The 15143-nt window shown below is 70.0% G+C and carries 14 protein-coding genes and 1 pseudogene; 9 read left to right on the top strand and 6 right to left on the bottom strand.

Going from position 1 to position 15143, the window contains the following annotated elements; genetic code table 11:
• Positions 1-391: 391 nt before the first annotated feature.
• Positions 392-1093, bottom strand: coding sequence for a glutamine amidotransferase (locus TMO_RS25195; protein WP_014747880.1), 702 nt, complete (start codon positions 1091-1093; stop codon positions 392-394).
• Between the two features lie 288 nt (positions 1094-1381).
• On the opposite strand from TMO_RS25195, the gene TMO_RS25200 reads away from it, so the two are divergent.
• A complete protein-coding gene (locus tag TMO_RS25200) occupies positions 1382-2695 on the top strand; it encodes an aminotransferase class I/II-fold pyridoxal phosphate-dependent enzyme (RefSeq protein ID WP_014747881.1) in 1314 nt (437 codons plus the stop codon).
• 202 nt (positions 2696-2897) lie between these two features.
• Here TMO_RS25200 and TMO_RS25205 read toward each other — a convergent pair whose 3' ends face one another.
• On the bottom strand, positions 2898-3284 hold the full coding sequence (locus tag TMO_RS25205) for a cupin domain-containing protein (RefSeq protein ID WP_014747882.1): 387 nt from the start codon (positions 3282-3284) through the stop codon (positions 2898-2900).
• Positions 3285-3528: 244 nt separating this feature from the next.
• Between TMO_RS25205 and TMO_RS25210 the strand changes: the two genes are divergently transcribed.
• Positions 3529-4515 carry a sulfite oxidase heme-binding subunit YedZ gene (locus TMO_RS25210; RefSeq protein WP_014747883.1) on the top strand — a complete coding sequence of 329 codons (987 nt, stop codon included), beginning with the start codon at positions 3529-3531 and terminating at the stop codon, positions 4513-4515.
• Here the strand turns inward: TMO_RS25210 and TMO_RS25215 are convergent.
• Both TMO_RS25215 and TMO_RS25220 read right to left on the bottom strand, forming a co-directional pair.
• Entirely contained in the window at positions 4479-5645 is a 1167-nt protein-coding gene (locus tag TMO_RS25215) for an MFS transporter (protein WP_014747884.1), read from the bottom strand. The genes TMO_RS25210 and TMO_RS25215 overlap by 37 nt on opposite strands.
• Before the next feature lie 56 nt (positions 5646-5701).
• Complete coding sequence (locus tag TMO_RS25220; RefSeq protein ID WP_014747885.1) at positions 5702-6748, bottom strand: aldo/keto reductase; 1047 nt, start codon at positions 6746-6748, stop codon at positions 5702-5704.
• Between the two features lie 159 nt (positions 6749-6907).
• On the opposite strand from TMO_RS25220, the gene TMO_RS25225 reads away from it, so the two are divergent.
• Entirely contained in the window at positions 6908-7834 is a 927-nt protein-coding gene (locus TMO_RS25225) for a LysR family transcriptional regulator (RefSeq protein WP_014747886.1), read from the top strand.
• A gap of 192 nt (positions 7835-8026) precedes the next feature.
• Here the strand turns inward: TMO_RS25225 and TMO_RS32980 are convergent.
• Positions 8027-8506 (bottom strand): annotated as a pseudogene (locus tag TMO_RS32980) (TetR/AcrR family transcriptional regulator); the annotation flags it as partial.
• Between the two features lie 240 nt (positions 8507-8746).
• Here TMO_RS32980 and TMO_RS25235 point away from each other — a divergent pair.
• From TMO_RS25235 to TMO_RS25260, 6 genes are all read left to right on the top strand, one after another.
• A complete protein-coding gene (locus tag TMO_RS25235; RefSeq protein WP_187297893.1) occupies positions 8747-10324 on the top strand; it encodes a class I adenylate-forming enzyme family protein in 1578 nt (525 codons plus the stop codon).
• Complete coding sequence (locus TMO_RS25240; protein ID WP_014747888.1) at positions 10321-11307, top strand: glutathione S-transferase family protein; 987 nt, start codon at positions 10321-10323, stop codon at positions 11305-11307. Before TMO_RS25235 ends, TMO_RS25240 begins: the two co-directional genes overlap by 4 nt.
• Positions 11304-12077 (top strand): glucose 1-dehydrogenase, encoded by a 774-nt coding sequence (locus TMO_RS25245; protein ID WP_014747889.1) that lies wholly within the window; start codon positions 11304-11306, stop codon positions 12075-12077. Before TMO_RS25240 ends, TMO_RS25245 begins: the two co-directional genes overlap by 4 nt.
• An 87-nt stretch (positions 12078-12164) precedes the next feature.
• Positions 12165-12656: a CreA family protein gene (locus TMO_RS25250; RefSeq protein WP_014747890.1), complete on the top strand. Its 492-nt coding sequence runs from the start codon at positions 12165-12167 to the stop codon at positions 12654-12656.
• Between the two features lie 120 nt (positions 12657-12776).
• Positions 12777-13358 carry a LemA family protein gene (locus tag TMO_RS25255; RefSeq protein WP_014747891.1) on the top strand — a complete coding sequence of 194 codons (582 nt, stop codon included), beginning with the start codon at positions 12777-12779 and terminating at the stop codon, positions 13356-13358.
• Positions 13359-13362: 4 nt separating this feature from the next.
• Entirely contained in the window at positions 13363-14526 is a 1164-nt protein-coding gene (locus tag TMO_RS25260; protein WP_014747892.1) for a M48 family metallopeptidase, read from the top strand.
• Positions 14527-14541: 15 nt separating this feature from the next.
• Here TMO_RS25260 and TMO_RS25265 read toward each other — a convergent pair whose 3' ends face one another.
• The gene (locus TMO_RS25265) at positions 14542-15042 is read right to left on the bottom strand and encodes an SAM-dependent methyltransferase (protein WP_014747893.1); all 501 of its coding nucleotides are present in this window, start codon (positions 15040-15042) and stop codon (positions 14542-14544) included.
• Positions 15043-15143: the final 101 nt, after the last annotated feature.

Here is a 15143-nt window from a genome sequence, read left to right on the forward strand (position 1 = left end):
GACGACGACAGCAGAACGCGACCCGCACCAGCCACCCGGAGTGGCTGGTGCAAGCCGCCATTGAGGCGGCGGCCAAGGGGGCGGCAGCCCCCGCCCGGCGAGGGACTAACAAACCTCCGCCATTGAGGCGGCGGCCAAGGCCACGGTAGTGGCCGCCCGGCGAGAGCCAAACAGACTCCCGCTCCCGCACGCCCCCCGTGCGGGAGCAAGCCGCCATTGAGGCGGCGGCCAAGGCCACGGTAGTGGCCGCCCGGCGAGAGCCGGGCAGACTCCCGCTCCCGCACGCCCCCCGTGCGGGAGCAAGCCGCCATTGAGGCGGCGGCCAAGGCCACGGTAGTGGCCGCCCGGCGAGGGACTGACAGACTCGCCCGCCCGGCGAGGGACTAACAGCCTACGCGTCGAGATTGCGCAGCCAGGTCTCGAGGCAGGCTTCGGCGCGCGGCTTCAGGATCGGGCCCCAGTGCTCGTTGTCGGCGCGCAGCCGCGGCACGTCGACGCCGGCGGCGCCAAGCTCGATGGTGTGGCCGATCAGCCAGCGCTCGAAGCCCTCGCCGCCCGCTTCCGGGTGGAACTGGGCACCGAAGGCATTGGCACCATAAGAGAAGGCCTGCACCGGGCAGATTTCCGTGGAGGCGAGCGCCTCCGCCCCCTCGGGCAGGTCGAAGCGATCCCCGTGCCAGTGCAGCACCGGCCCGCCCTCAAACACGTTCAGGCAGGACCGGCGGCCGGCGTCAGTCAGCGTCAGCTCCGAAAAGCCGATTTCCTTGGCAGGGCCCGGATAGACTTTCGCCCCCAGCACCCGCGCCATCAGCTGCGCGCCAAGGCAGACGCCGAAGATCGGCTTGCCACTGGCCAGGCGCCGCTCGATCAGCTGCAGCTCTTCGGTGAGGAAGGGATATTTCTCCTCCTCATAGGCACCGATCGGCCCGCCGAGCACCACGATCAGCCCGGTGGTCAGGGGATCCAGGGTCCAGAGCTCGTCCACACCGGCATCGTAGTAGTGGACCTTGTAGCCGGCGCGTTCCAGGACCGGCCCGAAGCAGCCCAGATCCTCGAAGGCGAGGTGGCGAATGGCGACGGCGGTCTTCAGCATCGTTGCCTCCGATTAATGACACATGCCAATATCTCATTTGGCATGTGCCGATATATCTAGCCTCTTCCTCGCCGCACTGCAACCACGACGTTCGCCCGAAATGCACGACCCGGGCAGCCTGGTTCCGCCTGCCGCGACACGCCACACCTGCCGGCCCTCTCCCCGCGTCCCTGTCGCGGCAGTCGGGACCGGCTCGCCGATTGCCCCCGAAAGCGGATGACGCCATAAATGTCCGAGACACTCGGTCCGATCCGGACCCATGCCCCACTCACCGGAGTCCCTCACCCGATGCATTTCGTCACCGGCAGATCGGCGGCAGAGATCGCCGCCAGCGTCGAGCGGGCGATCCGCAGCGGCCAGGTCTCCCCCGGCGAGCAGCTGCCCTCGGTGCGCGACGTGGCCGAACGGCTGGGCGTCAATCGCAACACCGTGACTGCCGCGTACGCCCGTCTGCGTGAAGCCGGTCTCGTCACCGGAAACGGCCGCCAGGGCTCCCGCGTGGCCGCGCCGCCCTCGGTCGAGATTTACCGCAGCGAGATACCGGCCGATGTCCGCGACCTCGCCTCGGGCAATGTCGACGCGTCGCTGCTGCCCGATCTCGCCCCCTTCCTCGCCCGGCTCGACCTGCCGCCCGGTGGCTACGAGATGGTGGAGGACGATCCCGAACTGGTCGCCCATGCCCAGCGGGTGTTCCGCGCCGATGGTCTGCAGGCCGGCCGCATCGCCATCGTCTCGGGCGCCATGGACGGGCTGGAACGGGCATTGCGCGCCCATCTGCGGCCGGGAGATCCGATCGCGATCGAGGATCCGGGCTATGTCTCGGCCCTGCTGCTGGTGCGTTCCCTGGGCCTCAGGCCCGTGCCGATGGCCCTGGACGAAGACGGCGTGCTGCCCGAAGCGCTGGATGCCGCCCTCGCCGCCGGGGTGCGCGCGGTGGTAACCACCCCCCGCGCCCAGAACCCGACCGGCGCCTGTCTCGGCGCCGAACGGGCCGCCAGGCTGCGCGCCCTGCTCGACCGCCATCCCGAGGTGCTGGTGATCGAGGATGATCACGCGAGCGCCGTCTCGGGCGTGCCGGCCCAGACCCTCGCCCCCGCCCGCATGGCCGCCCGCCCCTGGACGGTGATCCGCTCGGTGTCGAAATTCCTGGGCCCGGATCTGCGCCTTGCCATCGTCGCCGGCGACCCGATGACCATCGCCCGCATGCAGGATCAGCAGGCGCTGGGCCCGCGCTGGGTGAGCCATATCATCCAGCGCCTGGTGCTCAGGCTGTGGACAGCCCCCGGTACCGACCAGGTGATCGAGCGGGCCGCCCGTTCCTATGGGGCCCGGCGCGAGGCCCTGGCCGCAAGGCTGGCCGATCACGGCGTCATCGCCCTCGGCCGATCGGGCCTGCATGTCTGGGTGCCCGTCCAGCGCGAAGCCGAGGTCGTCCAGGGCATGCTCGCCCGCGGCTGGTCCATCCAGGCCGGGGAAATCTTCCGCCTGCGCAGCGGCCCCGGCGTGCGTGTCGGCATCGCCGGCCTCCATCCGGGCGAAGAGGACACCGTCGCCCGGGCCCTGGCCGACAGCATGCGGCCGGGGCGGTTGCTGTATACGTAGAGGGAGGGAGAGGTTGTTTTAGCCCCTCGCCGGGCGGCCACTCCCGTGGCCTTGGCCGCCGCCGAGTCTGTTAGCCCCTCGCCGGGCGGGCGCTGCCGCGCCCTTGGCCGCCGCCGCAATGGCGGCTTGCACCAGCCATCTAAGATGGCTGGTGCAGCTCTATGGGAACGGCCTGAGTACTCGGTCCGGTACCCGACGTCGCTCAGGTGGCGCGGGGGTCCTGGGCGACGGAGTGTTCGGTGCCGGCCATGGAGGTGACCGCGAAGGTGGTGGCCTCGGGGGCCGGGGCCGGGTGGTGCCAGATGCCGGCGGGGATGACCACGAAGCCGCCCGCCTCGATCTTCACGGTTTCCGGACCGCTGTCGTGCAGCAGGGTCAGCTGGATGGCGCCGTCCAGCACCTGGACCTGCTCGTCATGGGGGTGGCGCTCCCACGGCACCTGGCCGGCATAGCGCAGCAGATAGGCCATGCAGCCATTGGCCGCGGCCAGCGGCCGCATCGCCGCCATGGCGTCTTCCGGCCTGGTATCGGGGCCGATGGTCAACAGGGGCAGATCGCCGGCGATCTTACCGATGGCATGAACGTCCATGACACACATCTCCTCTCCTGGCGTGGCAGGGGCGCCGGTGCTTCGCCGGCAGGAGGAGATTCCACCATGGATTGAACCGTTGAGTCGATATGCGTCGTAAAAATTCATTATTTGCGCGAGGCCCCGTCTCTGCCGGGCCGGCTCTCACAGGAACGTGACCCGCCGCGAGCGGCTTCCGGCTTGCCCCGCCGGCCGATCTGCCGACATCTGTGGGGAAGCCCCATCCGCCTCAGAGACCCGCCAGATGTCCTCAGCCCGCACGCCTGCCCTGCCCTGGAACGACCCCCGCGGCCGCTTCTCGCCGATGAAGGCGCTGGTCTTCGGCCTGCTGCTGCTGCCGGGCGTGTGGATGATCTGGACCCTGGTCGCAGCCGCACCGGACATGCCGCAGCAGCCAGGCCCCGGCATCGGGCTTCAGGGGCTGCCGGATCGGGGACTGCTGGGGCCGGGCGGGCCGGCCGGCGGCATCGACGAAGCCGGGCTCAGCGTGCCCCAGGTCAAGGAGACCCTGCTGCTGGCGGGGCTCTGGGCCGTGCGGCTGCTGACCCTGTCGCTGCTGGTCACACCGCTCAAACTCTCACTCGGCCGGCCGAAGATCGGCCAGCTCCGGCGGATGATCGGGGTCGCGGCCGGGCTCTACACGCTCACCCATTTCGGGCTCTATCTCGTCTGGATGAAGCTGGATGTCGCGCGGATCGCGTCGGAGATCTGGCTCAGAACCTATCTCACCATCGGCTTCGTGGCCGTGCTGATCCTGGCGGCTCTGCTCGCCACCTCTACCGACGGCATGGCGAAACGGCTGGGGGGGCGTGCCTGGAAGCGGCTGCACAAGGCGGTCTATGCCGCCGCCCTGCTCGGCGCCCTGCACTTTTTCATGCAGACCCGGCTGGAGCCGGGGGAGGCGACCATTCTGGCCGGCATTCTGGGCTGGGCCGCGCTCTGGCGGCTGGCCGATGCCCGGCGCCCCGGCTGGGTGCGGGGGGGGCCGGGCCTTGTCGGCCTCGCCCTGGCCGCGGGGCTTCTGACCGTCGGGATCGAAGCGGCCTGGTTCGCCTTCGGCACCAGCCTGGATCCCGGGCGTGTGGTGGCGGCCAATCTGATGCCCGATGTCTTCCCGCGCCCCGCCGCGGTGGTGGCGATGGCCGGGCTCGGGATCGTCGGGCTGCACCTCGCCGTCAGGCCCCGCCCCCGCGCTCAGCCTGCCCGGCCGCGCCGGAATTCGGTCGCATAGATCAGGAGCATGGCAAGGCCCAGCCCGGCACCGGCCACGACCACGCCCACCCAGCCGCCGGCATGATAGATCACCGTGCCGAGGGCGGCGCCCGAGGCACCGGCAAAGAACATGATCGTCATATAGATGGCATTGACCCGGCCGCGGATCTCGGGCGCGGTTGAAAAGATGATCCGCTGGCCGGTGATCTGATTGGCCTGGATGGCCGCGTCCAGCACCACCGCCAGCACCGCCATGGCGATGATCGAGCCGGCCGAAACCGCCACGCCCGAGACGAGGAACGAGACCACCACCAGCACCATCGCCACCCCGGTCTGCACCCGACTGTAGCCGCGATCGGCCAGCCGGCCCGCGACCGGGGCGACCAGCGCGCCGCCGGCACCCGCCAGCGCGAACAGGCCGATCTGGTGGATGCTGAGGCCGAAACGCTCTGCCAGCATGATCGGCGCCGTGGTCCAGAACAGGTTGAAGGCCGCGAACATCAACGCCTGATAAGCGGCCCGCCGGCGCACCGCCGGCAGGCGGCGCAGCAGGCCGGGCATGGATCCCAGGATGCGAAGATAGGCGACAAGCCCCGATCCGCTGCGGCTCCGCCCCGGCTGCCAGGCCGGCATCATCCGCCAGAGGGCGGCGCCCACCACAAGCATCAGCGCGGCCGAGGCCCAGAACACCGCCCGCCAGCCGAAGCTGCCGGCAATGAACAGGGCAGCCGGCCGCGCCAGCATGATCCCGGTCAACAGCCCGGCCATCACCGTGCCGACCACCTGGCCGCGGCGTTCATCGGGCGCGAGTCTCGCGATGAACGGCACCAGAACCTGGGCGCCGGTGGCACAGAGGCCCACCATGAAGCAGAAGGCGAAGAGCGGCATCGCCTCGGTCGACATCGCGATGCCGACCAGGCCCAGCGTGGTCAGCACCAGCGTCGCCAGCACCAGCCGGCGGTTTTCGACCAGATCCGCGGCCGAGACCAGCAGGAACAGACCCACGCCATAGCCGATCTGGGTGATGCCGGTCAGCGAGCCGGCAAGATCGGGATCGAGCCCCAGATCCGCGCCGATCGCCGCCACCATCGGCTGGGCGTAATAGAGATTGGCGACCAGCGCACCGGTCGCCACGGCAAAAAGCGCCACGAGGGCCCCGGAGGGCCCTCGCGACACGGATGGTTCAGAGGTGGCCGCAGCCTCGCTCACCGATCGTCTCCCCGCCGCCGGGAGGCCGCGCGTCCGGTCCCCTGGCGTTCCAGCATCCAGCCCGGATATTCGGGCGGAAGCGCACTCACCGCATCCAGCCGCGCCAGATCCTCGGTCGACAGCTCGACCTCGGTCGCGGCCAGGTTGTCGTCCAGCTGCTCCACCGTATTGGCACCGATGATCACCGACATCACCGACCGCTGATGCAGCAGCCAGGCGAGCGCGATCCGCGCCACCGACACGCCCCGCGCCGCCGCGATCTCGCGCATCACGTCGATGCAGTCGAAGGCACGGTCGCGGTTCACCGGCGGGAAGTCGAACGTCGCCCGGCGCGACCCCTCGGGGCCGTTGCCGTCACGGTCGTACTTGCCCGACAAGAGGCCGCCCGCCAGCGGGCTCCACACCATCAGACCCAGCTTTTCGGCCTCGATCAGCGGCACCAGCTCGCGTTCGAGATCGCGGCCGGCGATGGTGTAATAGGCCTGGAGCGTGGCAAAACGGCTGTAGCCGCCCCGGTCGGCGATGCCCAGCGCCTTCATGATCCGCCAGGCGGACCAGTTGGACACGCCGACATAGCGCACATGGCCCTGGCGGACAAGGTCGTCGAGCGCCCGCACCGTCTCTTCGATCGGCGTCACCGGATCGACGCCGTGGATCTGGTAGAGGTCGATATAGTCGGTACCCAGCCGGCGCAGGCTGGCCTTGACCGCATCCATGATATGCCCGCGCGAGGCGCCGCGGTCATTGGGCCCGTCGCCCACCTGCCCCAGCACCTTGGTCGCCAGCACCATGTCGGTGCGCGGCCGGCCGGAATTGCGCATGGCATGGCCGGTGATCTCTTCCGACAGACCGCCGGAATAGACATCGGCGGTGTCAATGAAATTGACGCCCCGATCCAGCGCCCGGGCGAGGATCGCATCTGCGCCCGCCTGATCGAGCCTGCCGATCTGGGTCCAGAAGCCGCCGCGGCCGCCGAAGGTCATGGTACCGAGGCAGAGTTCCGACACGAGCAGGCCCGTGCCGCCAAGGGTGTTGTAGCGCATCGCTTTCCCCATTCGATCGCTGTCGTTGTCGACAAGGCCCGATATGGCACGGGGGACTGCATCGGATAACCGCCCGGATCGGTCACGCCGTGTATAGTATGACTGAACAATGGCGGTGCGATCCATCACCCCCGCTCCTGCGATCCGGACCAAACATCCATGGCGAACGGCGACCCCTTCGACGGGCTGCATGAATTTCTGGCCATCGCCCGGCGCGGCAGCATCCGCGGGGCAGCTGCCGAGCTTGGCGTCACGCCGGGGGCGGTCAGCCAGGCGCTTCAGGGGCTGGAACGGCGGCTGGGCCTGCCGCTCTTCCATCGCACCACCCGGCGGATTTCGCTCACCGAGGCGGGGGAAACCCTGCTCGGGCGGCTGGGCCCCGCGGCCGACGCCATCACCGGCACCATCGACGGCCTGCGCCGGATGACGGCCGAACCCTCGGGCACGCTTCGCCTGCTCGCCCACCGGATGGCGGTGGAAACGGTGATCCACCCGCTGATCCCGGCCTTCCGCGCCGCCTGCCCCGGGGTCACGGTGGACATCACCATCGATGACGGGCTGGAAGACCAGATCGCCGGGCGCTACGACGCCCATATCGCGATCGGCGAATTCATCGACCGCGACATGATCGCGGTCAGGGTCTCGCGCCCCTTCCGCTGGCTGGTGGCGGCTTCTCCCGACTATCTGGCCCGGCGTGGCCGGCCCGAGGTGCCGGAAGACATTGCCCGCCACGACTGCATCCGCTTCCGCCTGGCCCGCAGCCGGCGGATCTATCGCTGGGAATTCGAACGCCCCGGCCCCGACGGCACCGCCCAGGCACTGTCGGTCGACCCGCCGGGGGACATCGTCACCAACGACACAAAGCTGGTCCGCACCTTCGCCCTGCAGGGGCTGGGGCTGGTCTACGGGTCGGAGCTGATGCTGGCGGAGGATCTTGCCGCCGGACGGCTGGAAACGGTGCTGGATGCCTTCATGCCCGCCCGCGACGCCCTGTTCCTGTGCTATCCCCGGGCCAGCCGCAGCGACCCCAAGCTTCGCGCCTTCGTGGAGGCCTGCCAGCGGCAGCTGCGCCGCAGCGGCGGCTGACCCGTCAGGCGGGGCGGCGTACCCCCCCGGCCCCGCCGTCCGGAACCGGTCGAGCCCGGCCATGCAGAACCCGACCATGAAATCGACCAGCACCGGCTTGTCGCGCGCATCATCCGCCACCTTGGCGAAGGGCCAGATGATCGCCTCGTCCAGCGCGCCGGTGATGCAGGCGGCGGCAAGCTCGGTGTCGAAGGGGATGAATTCACCCGCGGCGATGCCGTCCTGCAGGATCTCGGAAAACAGCAGATGGAAGCGGTGGCGGCAGTCCAGGCGCACCGCCTCGATCTCGGGCGAGACCGGCTCGGCCAGCAGGGCATGGGCCAGACGCGGCCGGCGCAGCGCGCGTTCAACATGCACCTGCACGGCGGCCGCCAGCCGCTCGCCATGCGGGCCCGGCCGGTCCGCCGCCTCGACCGAGGCGGCCAGTTCGCGCAAGGCTGCCGTCCGGAAGACCTCGGCATAAAGCGCGGTCATGGTCGGGAAATAGCGGTAGATCGTGCCTTCCGATATCCCGGCCTTCTCGGCCACCAGCCGGCTGCGCACACCCCGGAAACCGACCTCGGCGATCAGCTCTCGGGTCGCCTTCAGGATCATCATCCGCCGCTCGGCAAGGCGGCGGCGGGTCTCGGGCGTCTGTCGATAGGCCAAGGCTGGGGGCTCCGGTCCGGACATATCCTCCTGCGAGCATGCACCGCCATGCACGCACTTGCCAGTGGATAAACAATGAGTCCATACTCATTTCTTAAAGGGGCCATCATCGGGTGAATGACGTCCGCACCCGTATCGACCATCCCGGTCGCCCCCGCCGGACGGAGAGCCCAGATGACCGTCGATCCGCGTCCCGATACCCAACCTGTAGACGATCTTGATATATCACAGGCAATCCGGGATGCCGGAGCAAAAACGCATGAGGTGCTGCCTGGCACACCCGGCGGGCATCTGGCGGAGATCGCGGCGCGCTTTCCCGACCGGCCGGCGATCGAGGGCGAGGGCCTGGTTCTGGACTATGCCGGGCTGGATGCGCGGGTGAACCGCACCGCCCGTCTGCTGACGGCGCGCGGGCTGGGCCGCGGCGACCGCATGGCGGTGCTGGCGGAAAACCGGTTGGATTATGTGGTGCTGGCCTTCGCCGCCGCGCGCACCGGCATCATCCTTGCCGCCCTCAACTGGCGGTTATCGGATGGTGAGCTCAGCCATTGCGTCCATCTGGTGGCCCCGCGGCTGGTGATCGCCTCGCCCCGGTTCCGCGACACCGCGCGCCGGCTCGGCCTCGACCCGCTGGTGTTCGGCCCGGACTGGGAAGCGGCGCTCAGCGCCGAAGAGGCAGGCCCGATCCCGGGCGCCGAAGCCGAGGCCGAAGCCCGTCAGGAAGACGGGCTGCTGATCCTTTACACCAGCGGCACCACCGGCCTGCCCAAGGGCGCCATGATCAGCGCCCGGGCCGAGATGGCCCGGTTCACCCTCAGCCGGCGGGAACTCGGGCTCAGGCCCGAGCATATGTTCGTCGCCTGGGCGCCGATGTTCCACATGGTCTCGATCGAGCATGCGATGCATGTGCTGATGACCGGCGGCCGGGTGGTGGTGGTCGACGGGGCCGACATCCCGCGGCTGGTCGATCTGGTCGAGACCGGGCCGCATTGGTGGCTGGTGCTGATCCCGGGCATGATCGAGCGGGTGGCGGCCGAGATCCGCAGCCGCCGGGCCGCCCGGCCCGACTGGCGGCCGGCACGGATCGAGATGGTGGGCGCGCTGGCCGATCTGGTGCCCCCGGCACTGATCGCCGAGATTTCGGGCGTGCTGGAAGCGCCCTACTGGAACAGTTTCGGCTCCACCGAAACCGGCATGCTGCCGGCCGCCGGCACCCGCTTCGCACCGGGCGAGGCGCCCGCCGACCTCGCCAAGGCCCCGAACAGCCTGCATCTCTGGCGGCTGGTCGACGAGGACGACCGCGACGTGCCCCCCGGCACAGCGGGCGAGATCGCCGTGCGCGGCCCCTCGGTCTTCAGCGGCTACTGGAATGCGGCCGCGACGAATGCCAAAGACTTCCGCGGCGGCTGGTTCCATATGGGCGACATGTTCGTGGAGCGCCCCGACGGCCGGCTCGATTTCGTCGACCGCGCCAAATACATGATCAAATCGGGGGCCGAGAACATCTATCCGGTCGAGATCGAGCGAGTGCTGATGACCCATCCCGCCGTGGGCGAGGCGGTGGTCGTGCGCCGCCCCGACCAGCGCTGGGGCGAGGTTCCGGTCGCCTTCGTGGCCCTGGCGGACGAGGCCCCCCCGGTGACGGCGGCGGAGCTGACCGCCTGGTGCCGGGCGGGGCTCGCCACCTATAAATGCCCGCGCGAGATCCGTTTCGTCGCCTCGCGCGACGACTTCCCGCGCAGCACCAGCGGCAAGGTCCAGCGCAAGACGCTGGAGGCGCAGCTTCAGGCCGAAACCGCGCCCCCCGTCGCCCGCGATGTCGTCGGGGAGAGTGCCGCATGAGCACGATCATCCTGCACCATTACGACTATTCGCCCTTTTCCGAGAAGATCCGGCTGATCTTCGGGCTGAAGGGGCTGGACTGGCGGTCGGTGATCGTGCCGGCGATCAATCCCAAGCCCAAGCTGATGCCGCTGACCGGCGGCTATCGCTTCACGCCCGTGATGCAGATCGGTGCCGACATCTATTGCGACACCCGGCTGATCGCCCGCGAGCTGGAGCGCCGCTTTCCGACGCCGCCGCTCTTCGCCAGCCTGGCCGAACAGGGCCTGGCCGGGGTGGTGGAGGCCTGGGCGGAGCGCGACCTGTTCTGGCCGCTCGCCCGCTATATCAGCGGGGTCAATGCCGAACGCACGGAGCCGGGACTGAATGCCGATCGGGCGGCGTTGCGCGGCAAGCCCGAGCCGTCGCTGGCCCGGCTGCAGCAGGTGGCGCGCGACAGCCTGGGCCAGGCGCTGGGCGAGATCCGCCGGGTGGACCAGATGCTGGGCGACGGCCGCGATTTCCTGCTGGGCGGCAGACGGCCGGGCCTGGCCGATCTTGCGGTCTATCACGGCCTCTGGTTCCTCGACGCCCTGCCGATCCGCTGCGGCACCGCGCTCGACCTCTACCCCGCCATCCGCGCCTGGATGGGGCGGGTGGCAGCCCTCGGCCATGGCCGGGAAAGCCCGTTCACGGCCGAACAGGCGCTGGATGCCGCCGCCGCCGCCTATCCGGATCCGCTGCTCGCCTCGGCCGACGGGGCAGCGCCGGCGCCGGGCAGCCTGGTCGAGGTGCGGCCCGAAGGCTATGTGACCGAGCCGGTGACCGGCGAGCTGATCCGCGCCGATGCCGGCCGGATCAGCCTGCGCCGCATCCATCCCGCCGTCGGCGAAGTAATGGTCCATCTGCCCCGCCAGGGCTATGTGCTCCGCCCCGCCGGGCATGGTGGCCATACCCTGGCAACCGCCCTGGAAGACCCTGTCGGAGAGGAAGCCTGCCGGTGACCACCCTGCTCGACGGCAAGATCGCCCTCCTCACCGGTGCCGCCTCGGGCATCGGCGCCGCCACCGCCCGCGCCATGCTCGACGAGGGCGCGCAGGTGATGCTCACCGATCTCGACGCCGCCCGGCTCGACCGTCTGGCGGCAGAGCTGGCCGAAGACCATCCGGGCCGGGTGGCCGCCCTGCCCCAGGACGTGACCGACGAAGCCGGCTGGGAAGTGGCGACGGCGGCCGTGGCCGACCGTTTCGGCCCGATGACCGTGCTGGTCAACAATGCCGGCGTGCTGCCGGAACTCTGCCGGCTGGAAGACACCAGCCTGGCCGAATGGCGGCGGGTGATGACGGTCAATCTCGACGGCGTGTTCCTGGGGGTGAAGCACGGCATCCGGGCGATGAAGGACCGGGGTGGCGCCATGGTCAACATCTCGTCCGTCGCCGCCATGATCGGCATGCCGATCACCGGCGCCTATAATGCCAGCAAGGCCGGGGTGCACATGCTGACCAAATGCGCGGCGCTGGAATGCGCGCATCTGGGCTATGCGATCCGGGTGAATTCGGTCCATCCCGGCTATGTCCGCACGCCGATGACCGGGCAGATCGCCGACACGCTGGGCGGCGACCGCTTTGACCGGCGGATGACGGCGGTGACGCCGATGCGGCGGCTGGGGGAGCCGCGCGAGATCGCCGATGCGGTGGTGTTCCTGGCATCGGACCGGTCGTCCTATGCCACCGGCACGGCGCTCGTCATCGACGGCGGCTGGACCGCGCAATAGCCCCGGGTGGCGGGGCCTGGACCAGAGGGGGAGGTTCGGGGCAGGATCGGGAACGTCCCGCCCCTCCTCCGGAAGGCCCGCATCCCCATGTCCCGCTCGCTGCCCCTCGCCGGCCTCGCCGGCGCCGCCTGCCTGATCGGCGCCACGCTGGCCCTCGCGCCCGCGCCGGCCAAGGCCGAAGAAGTCGGCTGCGTCAGCACCACCTTCAAGCTGATCGGCCCCAACAACAAGATCTGCATCGACAGCTTCCGCGACCCCAAGGTCGACGGCGTGGTCTGCCATGTCAGCCGCGCCAAGACCGGCGGGCTGAAGGGCGCCGTGGGCCTGGCCGAAGACACCTCCGACGCCTCGATCGCCTGCCGCCAGGTCGGCCCGATCACCATCCGCGAAAAGCTGAAAGAGGGCGAAGACGTCTTCCGCGAAAGCCGCTCCTGGCTGTTCAAGCGCCTCCAGGTCGTCCGCTTCTACGACGAGCCCAACAACACCCTGGTCTACCTGACCTATTCCGACGAACTGGTCGACGGCTCGCCCAAGAACGCCATCTCCACCGTGCCGATCATGCCGTGGCCGGAGAAGTGAGGCGGCGCGCCGGCTGCGGCATGATCATCATGTGTCATCCACCCGCGGCAATTGCCCGCCGCCGCGCGGCGGCATAGTCTGGGCGGCGGTTCTGGCGCAGACGAGAGAAGGCGCAGGCGGATGGAAATCTGGATCATCCTCGGCATCGTGGTGCTGGTGGCGCTTTATGCCATCGCCACCTATAACGGCCTGGTCGGGCGGCGGAACGGGGTGCGCAATGCCTTTGCCCAGATCTCGGTGCAGCTGAAGCGCCGGCATGATCTGGTGCCGAACCTGGTCGCCGCGGTGCGCGATGCCATGGCGTTTGAGCGCGAGACCCTGGAAGCCGTGGTCGCCGCGCGCGGCAAGGCGGTCGCCGCAACCCAGCGGGCGGAACAGGGTGGCAGTGCCGCCGATCGCGCCCAGGCGCTGGCGGCGGAACGCGAACTGGGCGCCGGGCTCGGCCGGCTGCTCGCCGTGGTCGAGGCCTATCCCGAGATCCGCTCGGGCACCCATGTGTCGGAGCTGACCGAAGAGCTGCGCTCCACCGAAAACCGCATCGCCTTCGCCCGCCAGCATTACAACGACAGCATCCAGTCCTATAACGACCGGGTGCAGATGTTCCCCTCGAACCTGATCGCCGGCATGTTCGGCTTCCGGACCGAGGAATTCTTCCAGGTCGATGCCGCCGAGACGGCGGTGCCGACCGTGTCGCTGCGCTGATCCCATGGCCCGCGGCAAAGGCTGGCGGCCCTGGCAGAGGCAGGTCTCCCCCTGGGCGCGCCGGGGCCCATGGAACACCGGCGCCGACACGACCCCGCAGACGGATCCGGCCACCGATCCCGTCCCGGATCCGATACGCGAGGCGGAAGACCGGCCGGAACCGGTCGAGGGCATCCGTATCGACCGCACCGATTTCACCGGCGCCATCCGCGCCAACCGCCGCAAAAGCCTGGCGATCTGCCTGGGGCTAACCCTGTTCGGCATGGCGCTCGGCTACCTGGTCGGCTGGTGGGTGGCCCCGCCCTATGTGCCCGAAGGTGCCGGCCTGCTCGCTGTGCTGCTCTCGGGCGGCGGCGCGGTGGGGGCGGCGGTGATGGCGATGGCGGGCGGGCTCTGGTCCACGTTGGCACTCACAACCGGTGATCGCATGGCGCTCGGCATCGCCGGCGCCCGCGAGGCCGACCCGATCGCCGATCGCCGGCTGCACAACGTTGTCGAGGAAATGGCCATCGCCGCCGGCCTGCCCAAGCCGCGGGTGATGGTGATCGAGACCGACATGCCCAATGCCTTCGCCGCCGGGCTCACGCCCGAAAAGGGCACGATCGCGGTCACCCGCGGGCTTCTGAACCGGCTCAGCCGCGACGAGCTGCAGGCGGTGGTGGCGCATGAAACCGGCCATCTCGCCAATGGCGACAGCCGCTATATGGTCGTGGTGTCGGTGATGGTCGGGCTGATCGTGATCGTGGCGGCGATGGCGCGGAACATGGCCTATTTCGGCGGCGGCTCCCGCCGCGGCAGCGACCGCAATGGCGGCAATGCCCTGGCGCTGGTGGCCCTGCTGCTGATGGTGGTCGCGATCCTGGCGCCCTTCGCGGCGCAGGCGATGCAGTTCGCGCTGTCACGCCAGCGCGAATATCTGGCCGATGCCACGGCGGTGAAGCTCACCCGCAATCCCAAGGCGATGATCGGGGCGCTGATGCGGCTCGACGAAGCGGCGGCCGCAACCGGCCGCGATGCGCCCACCTCCGCCCGGGCGCTCGAAGCGCTCTGGATCGTCAACCCGCTCGACGGGCCCGGCGAAAGCGGCCGCCGGCGCCGCCGGGCCGGGCTGTTCTCCACCCATCCCTCGATCGACGACCGGATCGCGCGGATCCGCGCAATGGGTTGAGCCGCAGCCACGCCATCAGCCCTTCACACAATGGCGCGGCCCCCCGGCCGTCCCGGTCTCGTCGATCTCCGCCAGCTGGCGGCGGGCCGGCTTGACGTCCAGCAGCGGCGTGCCGTCCAGACAGTCCAGGCCGCGGACCAGCAGCGTGCAGCCCTCCTGCCCCTCCAGCGTCACCTCGGCGGTGCCGATCGGGTTGGGGCGGTTGGGGGAGCGGATCGAGAAGGTGCCCCGCGTCGCGCCGCTATGGCCGGGGTTCTGCACCACCAGATCCCGCCTTGCCCGGTCGAGCCAGTAGAGCAGTTCCAGCCGTGCGAAATCCCCCAGCCCTGCCAGCGCCGGCGCCCAGAGCGGGTCGATCTCCACCCGGCAGAGGGGGCCCTCCCCCGCCCGGCCCTGGCGCGGACACTGGCCCCGGCCGGTCCAGGGGGTGCGGATCCGGCCGATGAACACCAGTCCGGCATCGTCGGGCGCCGGGGCGGTCACCGTCTCTTCCAACGGACGCAGATCGATCTCCATGGGGCACGGGCCTCCAGTCGCGGGGTGAATGCCGTCCGATCATGCGCGGATGGTTCTCGATTGCAAAGCGTCGGCGGCACGGGTTGAATCACCGGGCTTCC

This window comes from Tistrella mobilis KA081020-065, from assembly GCF_000264455.2.
In the GTDB taxonomy this organism is placed as follows: Bacteria; Pseudomonadota; Alphaproteobacteria; order Tistrellales; family Tistrellaceae; genus Tistrella; species Tistrella mobilis.